Here is a 25,237-nt window from a genome sequence, read left to right as displayed (position 1 = left end):
TCAGGTTGGCTCAGGTCGCTTCAGGCAGATTCACATAGCGTCACGTAGGACTAGGCTGAGCCCGCGGCCTGGCCCGGAACAGCTTTGTCAGCACCGAGTTGCCCGACGCCTTGGGCGCCGGCGCCAGGCTATCGGCGAGTTCGGCAAGGCTCTTCGAGATCGGGCTGCTCCTCTGCAGCTTGAGCACCGGCACGCCTTGGTTGACTGAGTCGCGCACCGGGCGGGCGTCGTGCGGCAGTACCTTCGAGACCTTGGCGCCGATCACGTCCTCGACGGTCTTCAGGTCGATCTGGCCGCGCTTGTCATACTGGTTGATGAGCACCCGCACACGCTCGGCCGGATAACCGAGCGACTGGAACAGATGCATCAACCGCTGCCCGGCGCGAATGTGCGGAACGCTCGAGCGCAGCACCGGAAAGATCAGGTCGCTGTGGTCGAGCGCAAAGATCGAGACCGGGTTCACGCTCTGGCCGACATCGAAGATCACGACGTCGTACTCATGGCGGATCAGTGCGACGATCCGCTCGAGGTGGGCGACCTTGATATCGCCCGCCTTGACCGGGTCGCCCGCCCCGGCCAGCACATCGAAGTTGGGGTAGGCATGGGTCAGGCAGGCATCGAGAAACGACGCATCGAGACGTTCGATCTGCGCGCAGACCTCCGCGATGGTGGCGGGCGGAGTCTTGTCGCAGACCAGACAGGCGGCGTCGCCGAACTGCTGGTTCAGATCGACGAACAGCACGCGCTTGTTGCGCAGCGTGGCGAGCGCGTAGCCGAGGTTGACGGCAATGAAAGTGGTGCCGCTGCCGCCCTTGCACGACACGAACGACAACACCTGGCCGTCGTGGCGCGCCGCCTCGACGTGACGCCCGGCGACGCGTTTGAGGTCAGCTACGAAGCTGTCGCGATCGATCGGCCACAGCGCGACGTTGCGCACGCCCGCGCGCATCGCCTGGATGAGCACGTCGTGCGACGGTGCCGGTGTAACCAGCGTGCAGACTAGCTCGCGATGGCGGCTCGACAGCTTTTCGAGCGAGTCGATATCGTCCTGCGTCAAGTGATAGCCGTCGAAGATCAAGAGGTCCGCGGCTTGCAGCGCGTCCTTGTCGGCGCACACCTGCTTCAGGCCCACTGCCAGCGTCCTGAGTTGGTGTCCCACACCGCTGGCGGCAATCACCGCAGCGATCTGCTGAGCGCGCCCCAGGTCCGATGAAACTAACAGGATATTGATCATTTCTTTTGCTCCGCTTCGCATGTCCGCTTCCGGCTGTGCCTCGCCACGGCAAGTGTTACGGCGTCCCGCTGGTATTACTCGTGCCGAGCCCGACCCCATACGGCGTGCCGACAATCGGCGGTTGCGCGAACGTCTTGCTGTAATGGAACATCGAGGCCGCCGCCGCGCCGCCGTCGAGCCCGGCGACCGGGTCCGTGTTGCTGCTCGCCTGCGGGCTCAGAATCTGCGCTGCGGTGATCTGCTGGATGGTCTCGCCGAAATGCGCGTCCCAGTGCGGCGTCGAGGTCAGGCAGCCGGCGAGCGACAGGCTGATGCCTGCACATACGCTGGCGCGAATCAATGGTTTGAGCGTTTTCATGTTCGGCCCCGGTTCAAGGTGAAGTTCGTGAGCACTGCGATGCGGTTCAAGGCGCCTTCGCGGTAGGAGGCGGCAGCGCCTGGCCGCTGGCGGGCGGATTGGCGACCGCGTAGACATCCGGCTTCGCGCTGTCGTCGCTGCCATGCGGGGCGCCTTGTGCACTCTGCGCACCCATTGCCGCCACATTGCTGACGCGCTGACTTGCGCTGTTGTCCAAGGTCGCGCCGGACGTGCTCAGCGGTTGGGCCGGCGCAGCCGGTGCAGGCGCAGCCGGTGCAGGCGCAGCCGCGGGCAGCGGGCCGGAGGTGGTGGCCGGCAGGGCCGAGGCCGGTGCCGTCGGCTGGCCGCTGGTGGCCGGAGCCACAACGCCGTGGTCAGCGGGGGCAACCGTGCCGCTGTTCGAACCCGCCGTGACACCAGGCGCAACCGTAGGCAGTGCGGATTGCGGTGCACCTGCCGCAGGCGGCGGCGTATGCAGCGCCGTGCTGCCTTCCATGTTGCCGGTCAGCAGAACGCCTGCCTCGTTGACCTCGCCGAAGTGATCGGTCGGCAACGTGTAGTTGGCCGGCAGCGGCTTGACGAGGTGCGGCGTCACGACAAACACCAGTTCCGTGCGGTCCTGCTGGAAGTTCGTGCTGCGAAACAGGGCACCCAGCACCGGAATTTCACCGGCACCCGGCAGCGCGTTGATCGTGCCCGTGATGTTGTTCTTGATCAGGCCGCCAATCGCGAAGCTCTGACCGTCGAGCACCTGCAAGGTCGTAGAGGCGCGGCGCGTCGTGATGAGCGGCAATACGGCGGTGGTGTTGCCGGACGACGAGGTCACCGTGGCGCCGGTCGGCGACAGGTCCGACACTTCAGGTGCCACTGTCAGGTTGATGCGGCCGCCTTCGAGCACGGTCGGCGTAAACGTCAGGCCGATACCGAAGTCCTCTTCCTGCAGTGTGATCGTCGTGGTGCCGTTGGCCGTCTGCGCAACCGGGATGAACACCTTACCACCGGCGAGAAAGCTTGCCTGCTGGCCGCTAATGGCCATCAGGTTCGGTTCCGCGAGCACCTTGACGAGTTGATCGCTCTTTTGCGCATCGACCGCGAGGCCGAACGGCAGCTTGTTCGACTTGACCGCAAAGCCCTTACCCGCGCCGCCGCTCAGGAAATTGGCGAGCAGACCGAAGGTCCAACTGCCGAAGCTGCCATTCAGGGTCGCCTCCGCACCGAGTTCGTCGATCAGCGTCTTCGAGACTTCCGCGACCTTCACTTCCAGCATCACCTGTTGCGGCGCGCCCACCGTCAGCATGTTGATGATGCGCAGGTTTTTGTCGGCAGGCTGGATGAGGCCGCCACCGCCCGCTCCGGCCGCGGCGGCTGCGCCGCTTGCGCCCTGGGCCTGCACGACCGGCTTGGTAGCGCGCTGCACGAACGCGTTGGCCAGTTCGAGAACTCGCTGCACCTTGACGGCATCCGCCACGGTGCCGCTCAGCACGAGGCTGTCGGCGGCCGCACTGACGCGCACATCGTGTTCTTCCGGCATCAGCGAAGCCAGCGTCGCCTGCAGGCCACCCGGGTCGACGCCCACCACCACGTCGATCACGCTGCACGAACCGCTGCGGCCCTGGATGATCATGTTGGTCGCGCCGACGTCGGTGCCGAGCAGGTACAAGGTCTGCGGCGACACCAGCATTGCCTGAACGATATCCGGGTTGCCCACCGTACGGGTGCGAACCGGTTCGGGTAGCGCGACCATCGTCGACTTGCCGACTGCGACGCCGACGGTGCTGTGTTGGCGCACTTCGCCGGTACAGCTCGGTCCCTTGATCTGGCCTGCCTCGGCGGCCGTCGCAGCGGCGCGGCTCACGCCGATCGTGAGGTTCACCCCGTTCGCCGCCACCGTGAGCGGCTTTGCGGCATCGGCCCCCGCCGATTGCGCCTCGACCGGCGCACTGCACAGGTTCACACAGGCCAGTGCCACCAGCGTGAAGCGCGCGGCGTGCCGCGCCCGTGCACTGTGCGGATGGCATCGTTCGATGCAGCGCGCGTCGCTGTCATGAATATGGTTCATTTGCATTCCCCCGGATGAGGCCACTAGCCGGATTGGCCAGCCTCGATCAATTCTTGTTGTACTGCGCCCGACTCGTGCCGTCTGGTCTCGCGGCACGATTCAATCAGAAGCATTCCTGACCGTTTTGCGTGCCTGTAATCACACGGATGCAATTGCCCGGCCGCGCCGCCGCCACCCGCTGGACAACCCGCACGGCCTTCACTTCGGGCTTCGGCGCAACCACGGCGACCGGCTCCCTCAGCAGCGAGACCTTGGTCGCACCACCGGTCGTCTCGTTGGCGGTGTCCACCTGGTTACGCAGCACCAGCGACAGCGTGCCGACGCTGCGAGCCAGATCGATCTTTTCCGCCTGGTCGGGCGAGACTTCGAGCGTGACCGCATTGACGACGCGCGGCTTGGTGTCGTCGCGGCTCACCTCTTGGGCAACGGCCAGCACGAGAATCTTCTCGAGCACGATCTTCGAGATATTGCGGTCCTGCGAATCGCCTGGCGTGGCGCTGCCGTCTTTTTGCGTGTTGACGATGATGTCCACGTAGTTACCCGGCAGCGCGAAGCCAGCTACACCGATCACGTCGTTCACGCGCACCGTGATCGCCCGCTTGCCTTCGCCGATCACCGCGGACAGGCCGCCCAGCGTGCCGAGCGGCGCGAGCTTGGCTTCGAGCAGCGGTTCGCCGCGTTGCGCGCTTGTCTTCAGCACCCGGCCGTCGAGCTTCCGCAGGTCGCTGAACGCGCCGGCCGGGATGCTGCCGGCGGGCCAGTCGACCAGCTTGACGAACTCTGGCGTCAGGCGCTGTCCGAGGTTGATGTCGGTGGCCGCGACGGCGACCCGGGTCGATGGGGTCGCCTGAGTTTGCACCCAGCGCGACGCAAACAGCACGGCCGCCAGCGCAGCGATCGTCGCCACCGTCAACATCGCCAGCGCTCTCATATTTTTCATGTCGCACTCCTTAACGGATTGACTCGTCAGGCTCGCGCCTGCACTGCTTTAAATTCAGATCGGGAAAGACTGGCGGCAGTCAAAAAGACGCCGCCGCGCAGAAAATTGGACGGGGCGAATCAGGAGGGAGCGAGGTTCAACGCCGGCGTCGAAGCGCGCCGCAGTCAACCGCTTCACGGGTGCCGGACACCGGTCGTATCGACCTGGCCTCCCCATCCGGCAGGTGCCGTCCCCCTGAAGCGGTGAAGCAACCGGTCTGCAGCAGAGGGAGGAACACCCGCCTCTATCTCCTGACTGCCGGTCGGGCCGTTGAATTCGCCCATTCTTGAACCCCGTACCAAGAAAGCCTTTCTGTGAAGGCTTGCTTTTTGTTGTTAGTCGTCCCCGTCGCGCCCTTCGATGCGGGCTTGATCGTTCGAGATACCTGTATTCGTTTCCGTGCTTCTTCTGCGTTTCTTCAGTGCTTTGCCCGTCACGCCAGGGCCTTCGTGCGGCACCACCTTCTAGTGCAACAACACCATCACCGACATCGTCCCTAGCGCGATGGCCACACCGTAGGGCAGCCGGCCGAGCGATGCTTGACCCGTTACCCCTTGTGCCTTTTGCTGCGCCAAACCGGCGAACATCAGGAACAAGCTGTTGCCCGCGTGACGCAACTGGCGCCGATGAACCACCACGACCAGCGACCAGAGTCCGCCCACCACGAAGGTCGCGAGCGCGATCAGCAGCACCGCGGACGGTCCGGCCAATGCGCCAAGCGCGCCCATCAACTTCACGTCGCCCGCGCCGAAGGCGCGCAGCAGGTAAAACGGAAGCAGTACCGCGATGCCCGTCGCCAGTCCTTCCAGTCCCTGCAACACGCCTGCACTCCCGCCATGTGCAATCCACTGCACCGGCACCGCCGCGATCAAACCGAGCAGGACCAACACGTTCGGGATGCGCCGCGTGCGCAGATCGAATGCAGCGGCAGTGATCACCAGCGTGAAGACACACAGCCCAGTGGGAAACGCGAAAGTGTTCATGGCAAGACCTGTTGAATTCTGTGGTTCGAAGTCCGGGGGCGGCGTTGCGGGAGCCCTTCCAGGCACGCCGACAGCGCCAGCTCACCCGAACCCTCCGGCTCGTCAACCGCTGCTCGCGGCATCGATTGACTCTCCGGACGGCCCCTGCGATTCAACCATTCACATTGGCCGCAGCGGTCTTCAACTGCGCCCCGACGTTGGCGAACAGCGTGTTCAGGCTCGTCCCCGCGAGCGTGGCGCCGGCGATGATCATGACCGCGATCAGCCCGGCCAGCAGGCCGTACTCGATCGCAGCGACACCGTCTTCTTCACGGACAAAGCGCTTTACTTCGTTGATGATCGTTTTCATTTTCAGTCCTCGTTGCGTTAAAAAACTTATAGAGAAGAAAGCACCCGCTGCGGGCCGGGTACAGAAGCATTGGCCGCCTTTTAACGGCCCGGGCAAGGTGCGGCTCGAGCGGCGCCGTCCGGTTGGGCTATGCGAAGCATTCACAAGGAGTGCATCACATCAGCATTGCCAGGTGGTGCATCGAATCCGTCCTTGCCTCGTTCCAGGCGCCGGGCCAGCCAACCAACCGGCCATCCCAGCCCGGCCTCCGGGGTTCGCCTCGCCGTACCGGCATATCGCGACCTCGAAGTCCGTTGTTGCCGCTTGACTGTTTCCCCGACAGCAGTCAAGCGGCACCTGAATCTGAATCTGCGTCTACTGCGTTGCTGCTCGGTGCAGGACGTTTAGCGACGACCGTGCCAGGTACACCGGAAGCCTTGTGTTTGCTGGGCCGCAAGACTCCTAGGAGAAATCCGCCTGCATAGCTGAGGGCGTTCTCGAAAAAACTGTTTCAGTGAAGACACTCAACCGAATCGCCAACTTCGCGTAACGTGGTGTTCTGTTCGCTGGCACACAAACCGGCCCATGGCGCACAGAGTCGAGGCGTATTGGCTGAAAGCACCGTGCCGCCTTGATCAGAGGAAACGCAACGTGCGCTTGCGTGCGACGCCACGCAAAAGATAGGTGGGGTGGCGCACATAGACAGGAATGTCTCAACCATGAGACGGCGCTACCCGGTTAAATGAAGAAGCGAAAACCAGTGGGCGGAAAATGCCAGTTGCGCAAAGGTGACGCAATACCGGAAAAGCGCCGGCAATGTTGACTTGGACGCACGTGGGTGCACGGGTTCCGGTCAAAATTTCCGTTCTGAGCGAGACTCCACATTAGCCTGTAATGGCGCAGCTGACCTGCTTTCTCAAAGTTGAGACGAAACGCCAGCCGGCGGTCTCGCCCGCCCGGGGCGCTGCGTGTCGGTCCGGCACAACGCTGGATTGAAGCACCGGCTACGAACGTGGCGCGTTCACAGGCGCGGACGAGCGCAGGATTGGCCGCATCGAATCGGCAAACGGGGGCACCCTGTTTCTCGATGAAATCGGCGACATGCCGCACGAGGCCCAGGCAGGCCTGTTGCGCTTTCTGCAGGAAGGCAGAATTGAACGGCTCGGTGGCAACGAATCGATTCTCGTCGACATACGCATCATTTCAGCAACCCACGTCGACCTCGAAGCCGCGATACTCGCCGGACGCTTCTGCGCCGACCTGTTCCATCGCCTGTGCGTGCTGCGCGTCGACGAACCGCCGCTGAGCGCTCGCGGCAAGGACATCGAAGTGCTCGCGCACTACGTCCTGCAGAAGTACATGACCGACAGCACCCACAAGATTCACCGCTTCACGCCATCGGCCATCGGCCATCGGCCATCGACGCTATGTCCAACTATCACTGGCCGGGGAACGTGCGCGAGTTGATCAATCGCGTGCGCCATGCACTAGTCTGAAGTTCCTGTAGGCGCCACGCGAGTTTGCCCTTGCGCGACAGGCACCTGGCGTGAGATCGGGGTTCCGGTTTCTGTCTACAGATGGATCTGCTGGAGCAGCTCGAACGCGCGCTGTTGCTTGGCGTTGGGCGTGGTGAGGATCTCGAAGGTGGGAGCTTCGGGCCCGGCGTTGGGCGTGCGGCAGGTGTTACGCACGATGGTGGCGAGCTCGTTAAGCAAGGTGGCGAAGTCGTGCGCGGGGGTGCCGTCGTCCAACGTGTGGCGGGCTACCTTGGCCAGCGCCGCCTGGGAGCGCCTGGCCGGTGCTACCGGATCGCGCCCGGCCTTGGCCTGGTTGTCGGTGTCGGCGAACATCAGCTCGCGCCAGGCCTCGCGCATATGCCACTCGACGTAGTAGGCGAGCATGCACAGGAAGATGTGCGCGCGCACCCGATCCGCCAGGCGGTGATGGATCGGGCGCACCTTCAGGTCGACTGTCTTGATCGAGCGGAAGGCGCGCTCCACGTTGGCCAGGGCCTTGTAGCTGCGCACGCACTCGGGCGCGTCCATGTTCGCGGCACTCACGCAGGTGCGAATGATGTAGATGCCGTCCAGCGCGGCTTCGGCGGCGATGCTGTCGTGCTTGCGTGCGTAGGTGAAGGCGTTCTCGCCGATGGCAAGCTCGAAGTGCTTGGCCATCTTGTACTGGTTGACGAGCTTGCCCACACGAACGCCGATCTCGGCGGCGCCGGTGAGCCTGGCCGCGTCCACCCGGGCCTTGATCTTCCCGAGATTGATCTCGGTGGCCGTCAGCAACTCCTCGCGCTTGTGCGCGCGCAGCTTCGCAAGCTCGGGGTTGCGACACGCCACCAGACGCTCGCCGGGATAGTCCGGCAAGCTCAGTTCGACCAGATTGCGCTCGTCGAACAGGCCCAGTTGCAGTTGCCCCTGCTCGACGAGCGAGCGGATCGAGGCACTCTTGAGCGCGGTGATCCAGCCGATGCCCTCGGTCTCGCGCATCTCGTCGATCGCCTTCTGGGAGATCATGCCGCGGTCTCCCACCATCACCATGCACTCGATGCCGAACTCCTCGCGCAGGCGTTGTACCTCGGGCATGAAGGTGCGGCTGTCGGCCGTGTTGCCTTCGTGCACCGACACCGCCACCGGGCAGCCGCGCGCATCGGTGAGCAGGCCATAGTTGACTTGCAGCGTGCCACGGCGACCATCGCGGCTGTGGCCGATCCTGGCCAGCGGGCACGAAGTGCCTTCGAAGTAGCTCGACGACAGGTCATACAGCACCAGGCCACCCTCGGACAGATGGCGCGAGGCCAGCTTCTTCTGGATCCTGTCCTGACGTGCGAGCAGCCAGTCCATGGCGGCGTACAGGTCGTTCTCATCGGCATCGGCCACGTCGAAGTCATCGGCCAGCGTCGTGGTGTGCCACCAGCGGGTGGTGGCAAGCTTCGTGTGGGGTGCCACGATGCGCGAGGCAATCATGGCCAGTACCCGGTCGCGTTCGCGACAGGGCTGCGAGGCAATCAACGAGTGGAGCCCCAGGCGCTGCATCGCCGTCGCCACGGCCTGCACATGACCGTGCAGGCGCGAACGCGTGATCTCGAAGGCCTGCGCCAGCGGCACGAACGTCTCGCCCTGCAGCGAGCGACGGATGATCTCGATCAGCGGCTCGGGCAGGTGCGAGAGATTGCCCAGCGTCTCGTTCCTGACGGTGCCGCCCTCGCGGTAGCTGCGCCGCAGCAGGTGCGTGCGATAGACCTGCCCCTTGTACTTGCGGGTCGTGGTGACGACGTGGGCTGTTCCGGTTCGCGCTGGCATGCGGAAAATATAGAACAAAATCCACAAATGTCAAATATTTTAGTGACTACAAATCTAACTAAAAAAAGACCGTTCGCCCAGGCGATTTACGAGGCCCGACAGGCACTTGCCGCCATCAGCGGGCCTACAAAATGGGGTGAACTTCCGACTAGTCATGGCCGAAGGCAGGCTGCTGACACCCTATGACCTCGACCTCGAATCGCATACGGCCGGAGAAACGGTGACGCTCGACCGCATACGCGAACGGGCCGAGCGCAGTGCGATCGAAAGCGCTTTGCTACGCCACGATTACCGGCTGGGAGAAACGGCGACGGCACTCGGTATCTCGCGCGTCACGCTGTACCGGATGATGAAGGCATATGGAATGCGCGTTGCAGTAGGCGCCACGGTGGAGGATACGGATGCCGAGCCGGACGGGGGAGCCTCCGCCTGACGGGCGACGGCCTGGTCGCAAGCCGGGTTTTCGCCGTGCCCGAATCCTGCTGGCGGAGCGCATCCGGCAAATGTTGCGGGTCCACAAATGCCGTAAACCTGAGATAGACAAAGAAAACCCCGCTAGAGGGCGGGGTTCTATCTTTACACTTTCTGATTACGGGAAATCAGAACGGTTAGCGGAACAATGTCATGTCAAATATCACCCAATCCATTGATTAAATTAACTTATTCTCACATTAATTCATGATGCGTAAAGCTTGGTGATGTCAAAATACAGATTGGTGCTCCCTTTGGAAGCGCCCGCTTAGCGGGTGCTTCCGGTTTTTCGTAACTCACTTTTTAGGTTTGTGGACTACATGTCTTTGTGGTTTTATTGGGGGGTGCGGGGGGAGGCAAAAAAGCGCCCCCCGCGAAGTTATCCACAGGCCGCGATGAGTTAAAACGTTCCTCCTAGTTTATTAACAGCCAGTCTCGCGGGCGCAGCGCCACCTTCGGCGGACCACCCCCCGTTTTGCGGCGCGCTCGCTTCTCAGTAGGACGCGCGCAGCCCGCCGCCGGTAAGAATGGGAATCTCCGCGCTGGCTTGCATTAAGATATGAGGAATCCACGCACAATAGACCGTCGAGCGCGCGCATCGGTATCAAGAGCGTGTGGCTGGAAATCGGGGGCCGCACGAGCGGCTCAAGTGTTTGCGCGTGACCACGCAATGGGACATGAGCACCGCCTGCTCATCCGATGCGGGCGCATTGATGCGTCTGGTCCGTTTGCAGGAATGACCTTGCCCCTGTTTGGCGAATCCCTTAACCGAGGAAATTACGCAGCCTCGCCTTGCCGGGCTGCGAACCAGTTTTTCTCGAATGTCATGGGACTGACGTAGTCGAGTGTCGAGTGTAACCGGCGTGCATTGTAAAAGCCCAGCCAGTCAATCACCTCATCCATTGCGGCACGCCGCGTGGCGAAGTGCCGACCATGCATGCGTGCGACCTTCAGCGAACCCCACAGACTTTCGGTCGGCGCGTTATCCCAGCAATCGCCGCGTCGGCTCATCGACGAACGCATGCCATAGGCCTTCAACGTGTCCTGGAACAGGCCGCTGCAATACTGGCTACCCCGGTCGCTATGCACGATTACGCCGGCTTCCGGGTGGCGCCGGAACCACGCCATACGCAGTGCGTCCGTGACCAGCTCAGCCTTCATGTGCGGCTGCATCGACCAGCCCACCACCTGCCGGCTGAACAGGTCGATGATGACCGCGAGGTACACCCACCCCTCGGCTGTTGCCAGATAGGTGATATCGCTCGTCCAGACCTGGTTCGGTGCGGTGGCGGTGAAATTGCGCTCCAGCAGATTCGGCGCCACCGGCAAATCGTGGTTCGAGTTCGTCGTCGCGATGTACTTGCGCTTGTGGCGGGCTCGAATGCCATGCTGCGCCATCAGCTTGCGAACCCGCTCCTTGCCCACGCGCACGCCACGCGCGAGCAGTTCCTTCCACATACGCGGCCAGCCGTACTCGCCCTTGACCTGCGCGTGAATCGCCTTAATGTTTGCGAGCAGTGCATCGTCGCTCAAGCGGCTTCGGTGCGGCCTGTCCTGTGCAGTGCGTTGCCGGCGCTGATGATATCCGCTGGGGCTGACCTCCAGCACTTCGCACAGCACCGAGACCGGCCAGTGGCGTCGATTGCGCTCAATGAATGCGTACTTCACATCGACTCCCTGGCGAAGTACGCAGCGGCTTTCCTAAGAAACTCACCTTTACGTTGGCGAGCCCTGAGGTTGCAGTGAATATCCAAATTGCGCCGCGCGGCGATGAAGCTGCTTGATAACACGGTCCCTGTACTGCTGTTCGTAATGATCCGCACCCGGGTCGCGGTAGTCCATGCCATAGCGCATCGCGTTATAAAACAGAACAGCGATCTTGCGCGCCGTCGCAGTCACGGCTTTGGCGTTACCAATTCGGCCGGCAAGGCGTCGGTAGAATGCGCCAAGCGCGGTATTGCTTCTTCCAACGCTCACCGCCGCAAGCCTGAGTGCGACTGTGATGCGGCTGCTGGTTTTGCGCATGTGCGATGACAGTACCTTGCCACCGCTGATCTTGCATCCGGGCGCAAGCGTGAGCCATGAAGTAAAGTGCTTGGCGGTTGGCCATCGGCTCAGGTCCGTTCCACATTCGCCAATCAGGCGCAGAGCGAGGAACGGGCCGATGCCGTGAATTTGCGTAAGGTCGGTCCCCGCAAGCTGGTACATGGCCGTGCGTACATCGAAGTTGGGATCGCTGGGCATCTTGTTGCGATGTTTCGCCTTCGGCAGCGGTGCTTCCGGAATCGGGTGAGCGATATTGAGGATTGCGACAGCACGTTCGATCTCAACATCGCACTCGTCGATGCACTGCTGGTAAAAGTCGTAGAGCGCAAGCGCCTGTTTCAGGGCGAACACGTGCTCGGGCTGGTAGTTGCCCACCAGCGCATTCCGAATGGTTTCAAGGCTTTCCTTGCAGCGGACGTCGCGCATCGCCGCCAGCCTGTCTGGATCGCGCTCACCAGCGACGATCGCACGGATGATCCGCAGTCCCGTGACACCCGTGATAGTCGCGATCACGTGGTGCAGTTGGATATTCATGAAGGTCAGCGCCTTCTGCATGTGCTGGATATGCGCGGCGGCATAGTCGGTGTGCTTTTCGCGGCAGCGCAGGTACGCGCGTAATTCCGCTATATCGCGGCCAGGCCGGAAACTGGCCCGTAGTAGCCCACACGCGTGCAGTCGCTGCAGCCATTGTGCGTCGTTGACATCACTCTTCCTTCCAGGGACTGCGCGCGCCTCGCGTGCATTGGCAAGAACGACTTCAAGGCCCCGGGACTCCAGCACCTCGTAGGCGGCGACCCAGTACACGCCGGTCGATTCCATCACAACCGTCTTTGTGCCGGTCGCGACGAGCCAGTCGGCCATGCGTTGCAAATCGGCGGTAAAAGCCTGGAATGTCTGCACCGGCTCGTCGCACAGGTCCGGACTGACGGCGACAACATGGAACCGTGAACCGATATCAATACCGGCCGCAAACGGATGAATGATCGGCAACCCTGAGGGCTTGGATCGGGTTCGGTCTTTTGGCATCACCCACCTCCTGAATAATCAGGCGCAGGACGGGGACTCGGAATTAATCAATTTCCTAAACGGGGTCGCCCGAAGACGCCACCACAGATGAGTCCGCAGCTTCCCCTGGGCCAGGTTTTTTGACGGGGTTCATACCTCCAAGAAGCTTACGGCCACTGTCTCTGCGCGCATCGAGTGTACCCCCTGGGAGTTTCTACTCATGAGGGGGGCGCGCAAGCGCGTGGGGCGGTTTTTTAAAATATCTCGCTCCATCTTCAGGCGAGCCACCTCCGCACGCAGCCGGGCCAGCTCCATCTGTTCCGGGCTTACTGGCTTTGTTCCAGCCCCCGCCAGCTTGCCTTCCCGGTCAGCCTTCACCCAGTTGTACAGCGTCTGTTCAACCACACCCAGTGTCGCCGCCACTGCTGCCATGCTTTGCCCGGCCTTGACCAGTCGCACCGCTTCCAGCTTGAATTCGAGCGTGTACTGTGCCCGCTTTGCCTTGCCTGTCATCGTTCTTCTCCTTGCGTGAGCTTACCTGCTCAGCAAGGGATTCGTTTTTCGGGGGCAAGCTCAGAAAGTATGTCGCAGTTGGGTTGCGCGTCGAGGGTGTGTCTACAAGCTAAGTCCTCCGCAGAAGAGGCTATCGAAATACGGTTATCGAGCAGACGGCCGCTTTGGTAGTTGAGTTGAAGACAGCCGAAACACTCACTCAAACTCAAATCGAAAAATTTCTGCGTTAGTCCGTTCTACTGCTTCGGCGCTACCGCCCGAAACCGCCCGGTAGGGCGGCGGCTGAGCAAGTCCTCGCTAAGTGTCAATATCCAGCAAGGGGCGACCCGGCGGCCAGCCGACCTTTCAGCGAGTCTTTTTGCCGGGTACCGCAACGCGTCCTCAACTGCGGCTCGAAGGCCGAAGGCCCCGAGCCGGAAGCTACAGCTAGCCCTACGCCAGCTTTCGACGTACCTCTGCGTGCACAGCTGGCAAATCACGCCTCAGCGCACCTTCCGTCAATTGATACGTTAGGCCGGCTGCATCCTTGTCGAACGCTCTATCCGACATCGCAAGCAGACTCGGATACAAATTGATGGAAACCGTCCTCGAGTTCAACTTCGCCCGCAGTGGTATTCGTTCACCGCCCGTCGAAGCTCCAAATTCACACGCGATACCATCTAGTTCCAAGCTGCTCGCGAGCGAGCGTAGCGACAAAGCTTGAGCGTCCGGCGGAGCACTTTTCGGAAAGGTACCAAACATGCCATAGCGTAAGAGCGCAGCGGCTAACTTCCGGTCAAGTTGGGGTTTCAGATGCTGATTGTGAAAGTGGTCGAGGCAATCAGTGCATGACGTATCGCAATCGCACCCCTCAAGCAAGGAAAGAGTTTCCTCCACGACCTCACGAAAGTACTTTGCGGCCAATTCGGCGTAGCCAGCCCCACCGGAGAGAGTGTCGTAGAGGTAAATATCGAGCGATACGCGACCTTCGGCGTTCGGAGGCAAGATTCGGTGACCCGACCCGAACTCAGTGGGGTCGAGGTCAAGCTGTTGATGCCGACTTGCCGCCAGACGCAGGGCTTCTGCCAGACTGTATGCTGCGCTCTCAAGCACTTGTACAACGCTCGGGGAAGCCACATCCGTTACTAGAGGTGCCGCAATCTCAAAGCGAAGGAGCAATAGGTCCGTCGAAAAGTCATAGCCAAGGAACGTCTGTACGAAATCACCACTGCAATCGCGCGGGATATCTTTACCGGCCACCAGGTAAGGACGTGAATGCTTTCCAGATTTGGGATTTTTCTCGTCGAAGACCTCAGCGCACCCGCACTTCCGACAGACAGAGAATCCCAATCCCTCCCTCTCAATGGTCTTGCCCTTGTTCAAGGTCAAAAGACGTCTGTCCTCTGCGTGCGCATACCGCAGATAAGAACCGCCGTCATTGAAGTCGAACGTTTCGGCATCCGTTGGTTGGGGAAACTGCGCCATCGTCGCGTATGTGAACTCTTGGTCGCGGTCTTCCTCAGAAAGTGCTCTTGCTTTCTCCGGACCAAAAACCTCGGGCTGAATCATCAAGCGATTCTTCAAAGTCCCTTCACATACAGGGCAAGCAACGAGTGCTTTTGCACCCGCGTAGGGATTTTGAACAAAAGAACACGCTTCGCAGATTACAAGCCACTTCGCTCGATTCGCCTCAAAGAGCTCGGCCGCCCTGTTCCCGTCCGATGCCGGTCCACTTGCGAATACACCTCCTGACCGGTAAGTCTCTTTATTGATAACTACAAGCCTGCCAGGCGCGTATTCGCTAAGCGCTTGCCCGGTCGACTGCTGAGGTTGCTGTTCCAGTTTAATTTCCGAGTACCCTTTCGAGTTCTGCTTCCACTCCTCAACCAGGAAGCTACAAAGGCTCGTTGGGAATGCATACGTTGGCAATAACTGATGAAAGAATAGGTACTCCAGTAAATCTTCCTGCTCGAGTTGCCTTTCGTCAGCGTCCTCATCATTAGCCTCGTCGCTGCCGTCTTCGGCAACAACTACCTGCTTGTCGTCGCCACCCGGCGACGGCAATGAACGAACTTCCTCTGCGAGAGCCCTTAACTTGACTATCAAATTCCGAGAGGTCTCCAAGACCCAGTCAAAGACATTCGCTGTCCCTACGTTGAGACTGCCAGGTAGCCAATCAGCGATGACGCGAGCCAAGGGATGGGGAGGTGCAAATACCTTTTCCTCCATCCACCTGTCAAAATTAGAGAAGTTGGGGCCGTCAGATTCCGGAATGAAGAAATCGCGGGTCCTACCCAGCGCTTTCTGCAATATCGCGCTACCGCTGCCAGCCTTCGCCCCCTCAACGCTCGGGTCTTGGAAGAAGGTCTGAATAAGGAACGCGTGGACATGCCGTATAGCAATCTTTGGATTATCGGTTTTCAATTCTGGGCTTCGTGGAGGACCTGCCACCATTCGGGCCGCATTCAGAAAATAATAGCTGTCATGGGGCCCGTTTTGCGAAAAAGCTACAACCGATGAGACGGACGAGCCGCGACGTCCGGCGCGTCCAGCTCGCTGTTGATAATTCTCCCGCTGAGGTGGCACATTTCTGAGCGCAACCGCAACCAATGACCCTATGTCGATACCTACTTCCATCGTCGTTGTGCAACTGAGCACATCTACAGGCCGGTCCTTTTCCGCCAACAAGATGTCCTGAAAGCGCAACTCATGAAGTTCCGTTGTCGAATGAACATTTCGGTAGTCTCGATTTGACAACTGCGCTGTGTGTTCTTCAACCGACATGTTGCTTATAACTGCGTCGGGTGCCAAAGCCAAAGCAACAGGCAGTCTCCAAAAAGACTTGCGGGCCTTAAGGTAAGGGTCGCTCGCGGGGTCCAGCAGTTGCGTTTCGCGCGAACCACAAGAGATGCACGCGCCGTCTAATGTAATGGGCATCAGGCTCGTGCATTCCCCGCATTGCGCCCATTTGTGCTCTAGGTCAATAGATAACTTCAATGCGTTGGGATTCAGATAGAACCCTTCTTTGTTTTCGGCCAACACCGCACAAAATACGTCTTCTATTTTCTTGACGTCCGTCTCTTGTAGGTTGTGCCCATGCATTAAAGCGCGTCGGAACTGCTTACTAAACTGTCCCTTGCTCCCCCAATGTGGCCGATAGAAGCCATAAGCCTTTTCTCTCAAACGCGCGACAAACTGAACTTCAAATGAAAAATCTCCTAACAACTCATCTATCCACGCGACTGACAATCCACGAATCTGCTCTGCATTTAGTTTCAGGCCTAGGCCCTCAACTTGCGTTACAAGCTTCCCAAACGCAAGCTTGCCGGGCTCGACAAAGCCGATGGTGGTCCCGCTCAACGAATAGTAACTGCTACACAACAGTTTCAGGAGCAGAAAGCGATATCGCGATGGCGGCTCGCCTGGATGGAAGCTTTCCGTAAGAGCCTCCTGCAAATCTTCGCCGAAATCACGACGAAACGCGTTGATATGCTGGTCTAGTTTCTCCGCGTCGGCGCCGTCAAACATCGACACATTGTTTGCCGCCAGCACCGCCAAGAATGCGACGTAAAGGACAGTTTCAGTGGGTTTTGTCTCTCGCTTTATCCCGGTCAGCAGCTTTGCGGCAACGGCGACCGCCTGTCGAAACAGGTCTAACTCCATGTCGCGTGGCATGTCTCGCGCGAGCCGCGCTGCCTTCTGCCTGCCGTCCGAAAATACGAGAACTTTTCTACCGGCATTTGGAAATTTCTCCTCTCGCCTCCGGCTCGGGGGCTGATGGAACATCTGGGCACGAACCAATGTTGCAAATGGAGCTTCTCCTTTTGTTATATGGTCCATAATTTTCGACGGGTCTTCCGGCGACTTTCGAGTTCTACGACAACAGACCGGGCATTCATCGAAGGTCATCTCTTCCGAAACCTGAATATCTTTGTCAGGAATGCGAACGTGTCGGAAACCTTGCAGGACAGACGGTCGGGCTCTCACTAACCGACCAGTTTCCAGATGGAGCCATGCATCGGAACACCGGCTTGATGAGTGGGCCTTTGATTCGACCAGGATTTCAACGGGGTAGAGCTTCCTGCTTTTGTTCCTCGAGTCCAGCCTCTCCGGCGTATGCCAGACAAAGTCGACGTTCTCGTCAATCCAGCCGGTGATGAACGCCGCTCCACAATCGCGGTGCGTATAGAAATCATAAACCCGTGCCTTGGTCTCGCAAGTGCACGAGAGCATCGGCTTTGTGTGAAACCTACCCAAAATAGACGCGCCTCCAGTCTTTACAAGACGCTCGGTACAGTTTGGGTCTACGCAGGCGTACAGCCCCGGCAGGCCTCGGTGAAAGAGATGCAGACGAGTCGGAAGAAGCACTCGACCGTCCTTTCGCTTTGCATGCGAGCACAGGGCAAGTACGCTATCTATAACGCGCTCGGCAACATCGGGGGAGGAATCTGGGCAAAGCAATGTGGTAAGAACATCTAGTGCCGTTGCGTGTCCCGATACGTGATTGACGAGAAGGTCAATGGGGCCAAGTTTCGAGAGTTGACCGAAAAGATAGTCGGGAATGTCGTCAAGTTCCTCGGGCGGTACACTCCAACCGAGCCTCGCAGCCAAACTTCTTACCTCATCAAATGCGCCCGACGGCGCGGTCACCTCCGAAGTGAACCGGTCAATCTGAAACTTGTGAAAAGCATCGATTTCAGTCTGGCTTGCTGGCCGCCCTTCGGGCCTTGATTCTAGCGTGCCCTTTACTACCTTAAATTGTCGAGAACCGGTCGCGTCGGAAGACCCGGTCAGGTCAATCGCGAATTGCTCTGCTTTGCGAATGTCATCAGGCTTGTCTCCCAAGCTTGCGCTTGTCAAGATACACCTCACTCGCGACCGCGAGATTCCTAGACGAGCTATGAGCCTACGGATAAGCAATGCAACTTCCGCCCCGCCAGCGCCACGGTACATGTGCGCCTCGTCGAGGACCAAGATGAGCTCATTCCGCTCATCAGCCTTCAGCCATCGTTCGGTATCCTCGAAGATGCGACGCTCGACGGGTCGCATCAACATATACTCGAGCATCGAATAGTTCGTCACCAGAATGTCGGGGCACTCTTTTTGCATTTCGTGCCTAGTCATCATCTCCCGGTCGTCTGGCTGCGTAATCAACCTATATTGCCAGTTACGCTTGAAATACTCTTTTCCCGCCTGCTTCGCACCGCTTTTATAAACTTTCTTTTCGATGGCCTCCGCGTTGTAGAAGCGATGGAGGTCCTTGCTAGGCCAGCGTCCAACTTTCTGCAACTGCGCTTTCAGTTCTGGCTTCTCTTCAATTTTGTTATAAAAATCCTCGAACAATGGTGCGATTCGCGAGCTATCTCGGCCGCTGCTTCGCGGGCCTGGATAAGGCGTTCGACCGGTATAACTGCCAAATCTAACCGGACGGTCACGCCCCTCGCTGACTATTCGGCTCACTCGCGGGTTCCCCAAGAGGCGGCGTATCCGTGCAACCTGGTCGTTGACCAAGGCGTTCATCGGATAGAGCAATATTGCCCTGCATCCTGGCAACGAGCGGCTCGCCAACCTCTCTTCGCTTTCGATAGCCAGTGTGCCGACGATAGGCATAAGAAAACTCTCTGTCTTACCCGAACCGGTACCCGTTGCGACAACCAAGTCCTTGCGCTCCGCTCCAAGGAACGCTTCGAGAGCGTCTGCTTGATGTTTGTATGGAGTGGGGTAAAGTCCGCTGTTGTCTGAGACAGCCGCTATCTCAAATAGTGCCTTCTGTGCACGCTCTGGGATGGCGAGCTTTTCATAGGAGTTTCCGAAGGCATATACCGGTGTGGCCTCAACAAAAGCCTTTTGCGCAATTACTTGAGGCTGTTGTAGCAGTGCTGTCCGCTCGGAGACTAGCGCCTCATCTCGAATATGGTACTGGGCCTCAATATATTGCCTTAATCCGTCGTGCAAACCAAAAACAGTGTCGTGAACGCCATAGCGTTTTCCCTGTTCATCATCTCGCATTGACTACTCTCCGGCAGATTGTTCGATTAGTCGGTACCCTAACAACTCGATAGCGTTCTGGAGCAACGGTATCAAGCGTGCGGAAAATACATATTTCTTCGGCCAAGCCTCGGGAGCATGGTCACCACACGGCCACCCTAAACTAAGGAAGGCATTTTCCGGAGCAGGCAAAGGTCTGGGTAGGAAGAGCGTAACCAAGTCGGCGTCACGCTGATACTTTATTGTCTGCGGAAGACCCGAAGCTTGCGGCAATGCCCCTTGGAGACGACGTGCATCCTGCCTGTCGATGACCAAGGCCCTCTCTATGTCTGCCCTCTCGCCACCTGTCGCGCGAAGCCGGCACAGACCATATTCGTGTGACGGAGTACCGTGGATAAGTACCTTACGCCGGTATAACTGCACACCGTGCGGGGGTTTTGTCAGTCCACCTGGTGGCTGCCATCTCCCCGCGAGGAACAACTCGACGCCGTCTAAATCTTCGACCGACAGCATGTTCTTTTCGCCTTGTTGCATAAAGGCTCGCGCCCAAACGCAAACGTCGCCATGCGCGCACCGCATCCAGTCTGCCAATCGTTGCACCGGCACTGTTGTCGCTGAGTGACGACCGGTTGTATCGACCAGTCTCGCTCTGCCGGTTATCTGAATCACTTTTCGCAAGGGAAACGGTAAAGCATGGAGTGGCGTCGCAGCTATTAATGCGCTGGTAGTGTCGTCGACCGCAATCAATCGAACAGGTGCTGACACCCAATGTGAAGAATCGACTTTCATCATTTCGCCCAGTCTGGCGAGATGACTGAGGCTGTCAAGAACGGGGTCTTCAGACTGCTCGTCTTTGACAAGCTCTGGCCAGACCGGAGAAAGGCGTTGGCGTACGGTCCGCGTAACTGTCGCTGTCGCCACAGGGGCTGGATTGCCTTCGCCGTTCCATTGACTTTCTATAAACACGGCGGCCCGAATATGCTCGCTCAGTGCTCCCAACTTAGTTACCTGCTCATGTCCGCTGTAACCAAACTCCCTCTCCATTGTCTTCAATATCTGTTGCCGCGATAGCGATTCGAGTTTCACGCGACAGCCTCTGCAAGCAATTCATCTAGCGCACTTCGGACAGATGCCACCTTCAATTGTTCGGCGGCACATGAATTGATTGCGCCTTCAATCGTCTCCCGCGCGACACCCTTGGCTTTGGCCCATGGTAGAACCCACGCGGACAGAGCGATGGAAAGGTTAGCTGCGTAGGTCGACCCAGGCAAAACAAACAAAATGTTGACGAACCGTAGAAATGCCATGCGCCAGAAGCGACTTTGAGGAAGCCCGACAGCGTCCACCATTCGCATAACCTCCGCTATCTCCTCGCCAATCGCAGATTGGGCGTCGCGGATGGAGCTCTGTTCGAAAGCAATTTCACCAGTCCGTATTTTGCTAAAGTCGGCAGAAGTTGCCCACGTCAAACTATCCGAATCAACTACCGGACCAAGTTCAACCAAAGGAGAACCACCGGGTAAAGTGGCCGGCCCGTCTGCCCACGTGGCGATGAGACCTATCTGACCGACGGCCTCACCTCGGCGAGAAAATTGACGCTGCAAGACAACGTCGCGAATTCCAGTGCCGTAAATTTCAAAAGCAGAACGGTTAACGCCTCTCAATAAAAGAGCGTGCGTTTTGGGTACATTTTCGGCTGCTTTCTTCAGCAGCGCATCAACATCAACTCCGTCACAGAGGCCGAGTGGGACCTGCCACGACAACGCCTTGCCGGCACCTAAACTAGTGGCAGTAGCAAAACCCAAGACATCTGCGAGCGACCCGCAATACTGGATAAGTTGGCCGGCGAGCGTCGCCGAAACTACAGTTCGAGCAACGCGGTCGGCATCGGCTGACCTAACGCCAGCGGCGATGAAGTTTTCGTGTACCAACCGAAGGATTGCTTCTAGAAGTTCGACTCGCACTGGCTCTGCGTCTACAGACGCATTGACCCACTTGACCGTGCCTGCGATAACCGTTGGACCACGTTCCTGCGCTTCGTCCCATACTGTCGAAACGTCGGAACGAGCCTTGAGCGCCTCAGCTACCAATTTAAAACGGTCTTCCGCTGATGCGAGGCTCGTTCTTATGCTGCTCATCTCGCTGGCAAGCGCACTAACACTTTTCTGCAACGCGTTGGTTTTACTGCGAAGGTCGCTTTCCGAAGCTTGCCAAGCATCCAGACTCATCTTTAAATGAGAGTCGAAATGTTTAGTCTGCGCCGCGAGATTGTCCGTTATCGCAGCCATTTCCTTCGACTGAGAGTTCGGAGCAACCTTATGTAGCTCGGAAAGCTTGCGCTTTATGTCCTCTATCTCATCGGACGCGTGTTTGGCGCCGCTCGACGCAGCGGTTGCTTCTGCCACCGTTGTGCGCATGTCTTGAACAAGCTTTTCTGTTGCGCGCCCGATGTCCGAGACCTTAAGTTGCAGTCCTGCTACATCTTCGGGTAGCTTTGCAAGCGCACGGTCGCGTTCAAGTTTCACTCGTAGCGGCAAAGCGTCGACGAGCGCCGACATGGCGTCGGTGGTGGGCAGACCGCTGAACAATACCAGCCGCTCAATATCTTCGCGCGCACATCCGGACTTCTTACCTTCGACCAGATTGCGGACAAACTCAAGCGCACCTTTTTCCGAGATATCCGCGAAGTTATATGGACCCTTCGGGAATGCCTCGCTGAATCTCTCATTTGCCCACCACGCCCATATCAGACCAAACGCCTGCCATTCACTGTTTGTTGCTCGGAATTTTTCATCCGGGGCATGTCCAATCGCACCGGCCAGCTTCTCGAATTGCTTTTTGAACTCTGTAGCACTGTTCTTCCGAAAGCCGGGAATCGCCGGTAGATTCGCGATTACCTTTTTTCGAACAGCAAGCGGCACCTCTTCGAGGAAGGCGGTGATGGAGCTCACGCCCTGCTGTGCAATTCGCTGCTTGGCTGTCTTAGAGTATGTGAAGCTCATCGTGTCCCCCGCATCTGATTTCCTTCGCCCCGGGTATCGGAGAACGGCGCCAGTGCTGCTTTTAGTGTTCGCCAAGCTGCCGTACAGGCAACATCGGGCGTGCTCTTCAAAAATGTCGCTACAAGTACGACGTCGGCAATGTTCCGGGCGTTCACTGCTGGGAGAAGTCGCCGTCGAGTCTGAAAAAGATAAGCCAGCAGCCGTGCCCGTAGTTCTGGTGATAGCAAAATCGGCTGATGCGTAATACTGCTGAGCCTCCTTGATGCGTGCAAGCGACCGAACGAGCCGAAATCAAAAAGTAAGTCGAACGTCGGATTCAGCAGGAGTTTGAATAGTTGCTCCGCGACGGTAGGTGCCAACAGCCTTGCGCCATCGTTGTGACGAGCTTTCGCGCTAGTACCTCGAAGCGCTAGTTGCTTCTGCCAAATTCCGTCACGGCCGGCATATATTTGGCCGCTTACATGGGGAGGCAGGGCTAGGTAAGAGAACTGAGCCTTCTCACGACGGATATCGTCGACCCATTGAACCGATACTTCGCTATGCAACTCAACCGTCGTAGTGACGCCATTTGCATCCGTCCCTACGAGTTCGACGCCGACTGTCGGGGAAAAATCTGCCTTCAACACAAGGTCAATCGTGATTTGCGTACGAATTGGCTCTTGGCTGGTCAGTTCAACAACACGTTCGCTTTCGGGAATTAGCCGATAAAACGATTCACTGGCGCTCTTCGCATTCTGTCCAACCGTCTGAGAAGGCGATTGCGCGAACATCCCGTTTGTCCCCAGCGTTCCAGATGGTGTCAACCGCCCAGAATAAAGGGTGACTTCTGCCTTAGGAATCGCTTCGAGGAAGCCCGCAGTTATTTTGCGCACTAGCGGTGGCCACACCGGCACAATCTCCGGAAGCGCAGTTTCGAGTCTCAAGCCCGTGAAGTTTTGCAGCCAGCCTTGAACCTGCGGATGAAGAGGATAAGACAGGGTGATTAGAGCAGCCTCCCAATCCGAACGCCGCTTTAATGGCTCGCATTCCAACTGCTCAGGGATATTTGCGGCTACGTTAGCTGCCCAAACAAATGCATAGGTTCGGCCGATTTTTAGCTCACTCACCCTTTTGACGACGTGGCTACCGGGACGGCCGATTTCGCCAAACACCGTTGCATGGTGGGCCGATAAGCCTAGACAACCGCGCTGAAGGCTGAAGTCCAAGGCTGTGTTCGTTGGCAACACGGACACAATCACGTAGTTTGCCGCTTGGGGCTCGGCGGTAACGTTCTTTGTGAGTTCGTCAACGCCCGCGCAACGAATGGTCTGAGTTCTGCCACCGACGTCAACGCTAACTTCGGCGCCTGATTGGCCGGCCGTCGGTATCGTAAGTTCTAGCCCCCAGCTTCGAAGAGCGCGCGAATCCGAAAGGCGTAAACCAAGGGTCATTTCCAACGGACCGTCGAAATGGTTGGAGTGAACCGTTAGGGCGCCATTTCCGAAGCCGATGCCTTCTACATAAAGACCGCAAGCCTTGCCGCTGCTGCCCGGCATGTGCGCGAAATAGGCTTGCTTCCAGTCGCCGGCGCGCAAGGATACCGGCGCACGACATTCCGGGCATTCATAAAGCCGGGGGCCATCATGCGCGTCCTCTGCACTAACATACTTTCCCGTTATTCTGTTCAGAGCCTCTCTCATGGCCCCCCCTATAAGTTCCGCTCGGCCTCTGCAGGGTCGCGTCGGGCGTTAGGCTACTTTTTCGTTCTCGCTCGCCAAACGTTTTGAATACGACGTCTTTATCAATTGCGGCAACATATCAGCTGACCACTGCATATATTCTAGTCGCGTCTCCGCACGCCGAATCATCCACCGCTCTACGGCAACGGCCCCAATTTCGGGGACCGAACGCAAGGATGGCAATTTCGGTTTGCCCTTACCGCTCCGCAGAATTGTAATAGCGTTGTCCGCGAGAAGGGAGATGAATACTTCCCTTTGAATCCCGTGCTTCAAGACATCGCCCTTGAAACCCAATAAAGTCATCGCCGCTCGAATCGTGCGAATGCGCCAATTCGGACCGTCCCCGTATTCGTGGGTATCAGCATACGGATGGCCTACATCTCGTAGGTATTCGCGCAAATCGACGAACAGACCATCTGGCACATGGAAGTGTCCCCACCCCCCGCTGTAACCCAGGCTTTCAAAGTACTGAACGCCGTCGAGTTTAAGTCGATTGTACAAAGATGACCGACCCATTGACGAAGATGTTGTCACGGCCAAAAGCCGAGGTTTTTTGAGCTCTTGGGAGATGATGCCACGCGCATCGCCATATACATCTGCAAACTCCTCGTAGATGTCTATGCTACGTATGAGACATGCCACGAGCTTTCCACCAAGGAGCGAGTTGTATGGCGGCATTGCTCCAAGCACATAGGCATCCATCAGGTTGACTAAGCGGCCTGCACGGTCTGTACCTGTCCACCCGATATATTTGTCTCTCGCCGAGAGATTAAACACAGGGTCTCCAATTGCAAAAATTCCAAGGAGTTTCCCGTTGCTATCGTCCCATACGAGATACCGGAGCCGCCGGCCAAAGCCGCTTGATACAGGTACAGACCAAGTGAGGGAAGCGAGCCGAAAAAGTTCAGCCTGCCAAGTGCCGCCGATTACGCGCTCGATTCGTGGGCTAATTCGTTCTACGCGCACGTCGCGTCCCGATGCAAAATAGTCCTGCAACTTGGGGAGTTGCCGCGCTATGAATTCCGACTGCCCCCGCAGGATTTCTTTCCGCTGAGGTGCGTGCAAATGACGAATAATGTCCTTCGTTGAACCCGGCGCCTCTAGTACGCCATTCTGCGTTCTGCTGAACCCCAGACTGGAAAGATGGCGACGCAGTCTGCGCTTCAAGAGCGCTTCCCGTGTACTAACTTGAATAATCTGGCCAGTCGGTTTGGGCGGCATGCTGTTCTTGCGTCAACGGGATGGTGAAATGCGCTTCTATGGGAA

14 protein-coding genes and 3 pseudogenes are annotated in these 25,237 nt (G+C 58.5%); 2 read left to right on the top strand and 15 right to left on the bottom strand.

Annotated elements, in window-relative coordinates; genetic code table 11:
• Positions 1-40 precede the first annotated feature (40 nt).
• The 6 genes from B0G76_RS36740 to B0G76_RS36715 all read right to left on the bottom strand — a co-directional run bounded on the left by B0G76_RS36740 (position 41) and on the right by B0G76_RS36715 (position 5,962).
• Entirely contained in the window at positions 41-1,234 is a 1,194-nt protein-coding gene (locus tag B0G76_RS36740) for an AAA family ATPase (protein ID WP_120297613.1), read from the bottom strand.
• Positions 1,235-1,289: 55 nt separating this feature from the next.
• Positions 1,290-1,592: a hypothetical protein gene (locus B0G76_RS36735; protein WP_120297612.1), complete on the bottom strand. Its 303-nt coding sequence runs from the start codon at positions 1,590-1,592 to the stop codon at positions 1,290-1,292.
• Positions 1,593-1,638: 46 nt separating this feature from the next.
• Positions 1,639-3,651, bottom strand: coding sequence for a type II and III secretion system protein family protein (locus tag B0G76_RS36730; protein WP_120298068.1), 2,013 nt, complete (start codon positions 3,649-3,651; stop codon positions 1,639-1,641).
• A gap of 103 nt (positions 3,652-3,754) precedes the next feature.
• Positions 3,755-4,591 (bottom strand): Flp pilus assembly protein CpaB, encoded by an 837-nt coding sequence (gene cpaB / locus B0G76_RS36725; protein ID WP_120297611.1) that lies wholly within the window; start codon positions 4,589-4,591, stop codon positions 3,755-3,757.
• Between the two features lie 503 nt (positions 4,592-5,094).
• The gene (locus B0G76_RS36720; protein WP_120297610.1) at positions 5,095-5,613 is read right to left on the bottom strand and encodes a prepilin peptidase; all 519 of its coding nucleotides are present in this window, start codon (positions 5,611-5,613) and stop codon (positions 5,095-5,097) included.
• A gap of 151 nt (positions 5,614-5,764) precedes the next feature.
• Positions 5,765-5,962, bottom strand: coding sequence for a Flp family type IVb pilin (locus tag B0G76_RS36715; protein ID WP_120297609.1), 198 nt, complete (start codon positions 5,960-5,962; stop codon positions 5,765-5,767).
• 981 nt (positions 5,963-6,943) lie between these two features.
• Here B0G76_RS36715 and B0G76_RS36710 point away from each other — a divergent pair.
• Positions 6,944-7,434: pseudogene (locus B0G76_RS36710) on the top strand (sigma 54-interacting transcriptional regulator); the annotation flags it as partial.
• 78 nt (positions 7,435-7,512) lie between these two features.
• On the opposite strand, the gene B0G76_RS36705 reads toward B0G76_RS36710, so the two are convergent.
• On the bottom strand, positions 7,513-9,276 hold the full coding sequence (locus tag B0G76_RS36705) for an IS1634 family transposase (protein WP_120297608.1): 1,764 nt from the start codon (positions 9,274-9,276) through the stop codon (positions 7,513-7,515).
• Between the two features lie 127 nt (positions 9,277-9,403).
• Between B0G76_RS36705 and B0G76_RS36700 the strand changes: the two genes are divergently transcribed.
• Positions 9,404-9,682 carry a helix-turn-helix domain-containing protein gene (locus B0G76_RS36700; protein WP_120297607.1) on the top strand — a complete coding sequence of 93 codons (279 nt, stop codon included), beginning with the start codon at positions 9,404-9,406 and terminating at the stop codon, positions 9,680-9,682.
• A gap of 815 nt (positions 9,683-10,497) precedes the next feature.
• Here B0G76_RS36700 and B0G76_RS36695 read toward each other — a convergent pair.
• From B0G76_RS36695 to B0G76_RS36660, 8 genes and pseudogenes are all read right to left on the bottom strand, one after another.
• A pseudogene (locus tag B0G76_RS36695) lies at positions 10,498-11,421 on the bottom strand (IS3 family transposase); the annotation flags it as partial.
• Positions 11,422-11,436: 15 nt separating this feature from the next.
• Positions 11,437-12,792, bottom strand: a complete 1,356-nt coding sequence (locus B0G76_RS36690) for an IS110 family transposase (RefSeq protein ID WP_120289714.1) — start codon at positions 12,790-12,792, stop codon at positions 11,437-11,439.
• Positions 12,793-13,023: 231 nt separating this feature from the next.
• Positions 13,024-13,284, bottom strand: a pseudogene (locus B0G76_RS36685) (transposase); the annotation flags it as partial.
• Between the two features lie 432 nt (positions 13,285-13,716).
• Entirely contained in the window at positions 13,717-19,272 is a 5,556-nt protein-coding gene (locus tag B0G76_RS36680; RefSeq protein ID WP_120297606.1) for a DEAD/DEAH box helicase, read from the bottom strand.
• Between the two features lie 3 nt (positions 19,273-19,275).
• Positions 19,276-20,337, bottom strand: coding sequence for a hypothetical protein (locus B0G76_RS36675; protein ID WP_120297605.1), 1,062 nt, complete (start codon positions 20,335-20,337; stop codon positions 19,276-19,278).
• The gene (locus B0G76_RS36670; protein ID WP_120297604.1) at positions 20,334-22,253 is read right to left on the bottom strand and encodes a hypothetical protein; all 1,920 of its coding nucleotides are present in this window, start codon (positions 22,251-22,253) and stop codon (positions 20,334-20,336) included. Before B0G76_RS36670 ends, B0G76_RS36675 begins: the two co-directional genes overlap by 4 nt.
• A complete protein-coding gene (locus B0G76_RS36665; RefSeq protein ID WP_147394137.1) occupies positions 22,250-23,932 on the bottom strand; it encodes a hypothetical protein in 1,683 nt (560 codons plus the stop codon). Before B0G76_RS36665 ends, B0G76_RS36670 begins: the two co-directional genes overlap by 4 nt.
• Positions 23,933-23,980: 48 nt before the next feature.
• Complete coding sequence (locus B0G76_RS36660) at positions 23,981-25,138, bottom strand: DUF4338 domain-containing protein (protein ID WP_259460930.1); 1,158 nt, start codon at positions 25,136-25,138, stop codon at positions 23,981-23,983.
• Positions 25,139-25,237: the final 99 nt, after the last annotated feature.

It is taken from the genome of Paraburkholderia sp. BL23I1N1 (genome assembly GCF_003610295.1).
Lineage (GTDB): Bacteria > Pseudomonadota > Gammaproteobacteria > Burkholderiales > Burkholderiaceae > Paraburkholderia.
This window is presented reverse-complemented; position numbering and strand designations above follow the sequence as displayed.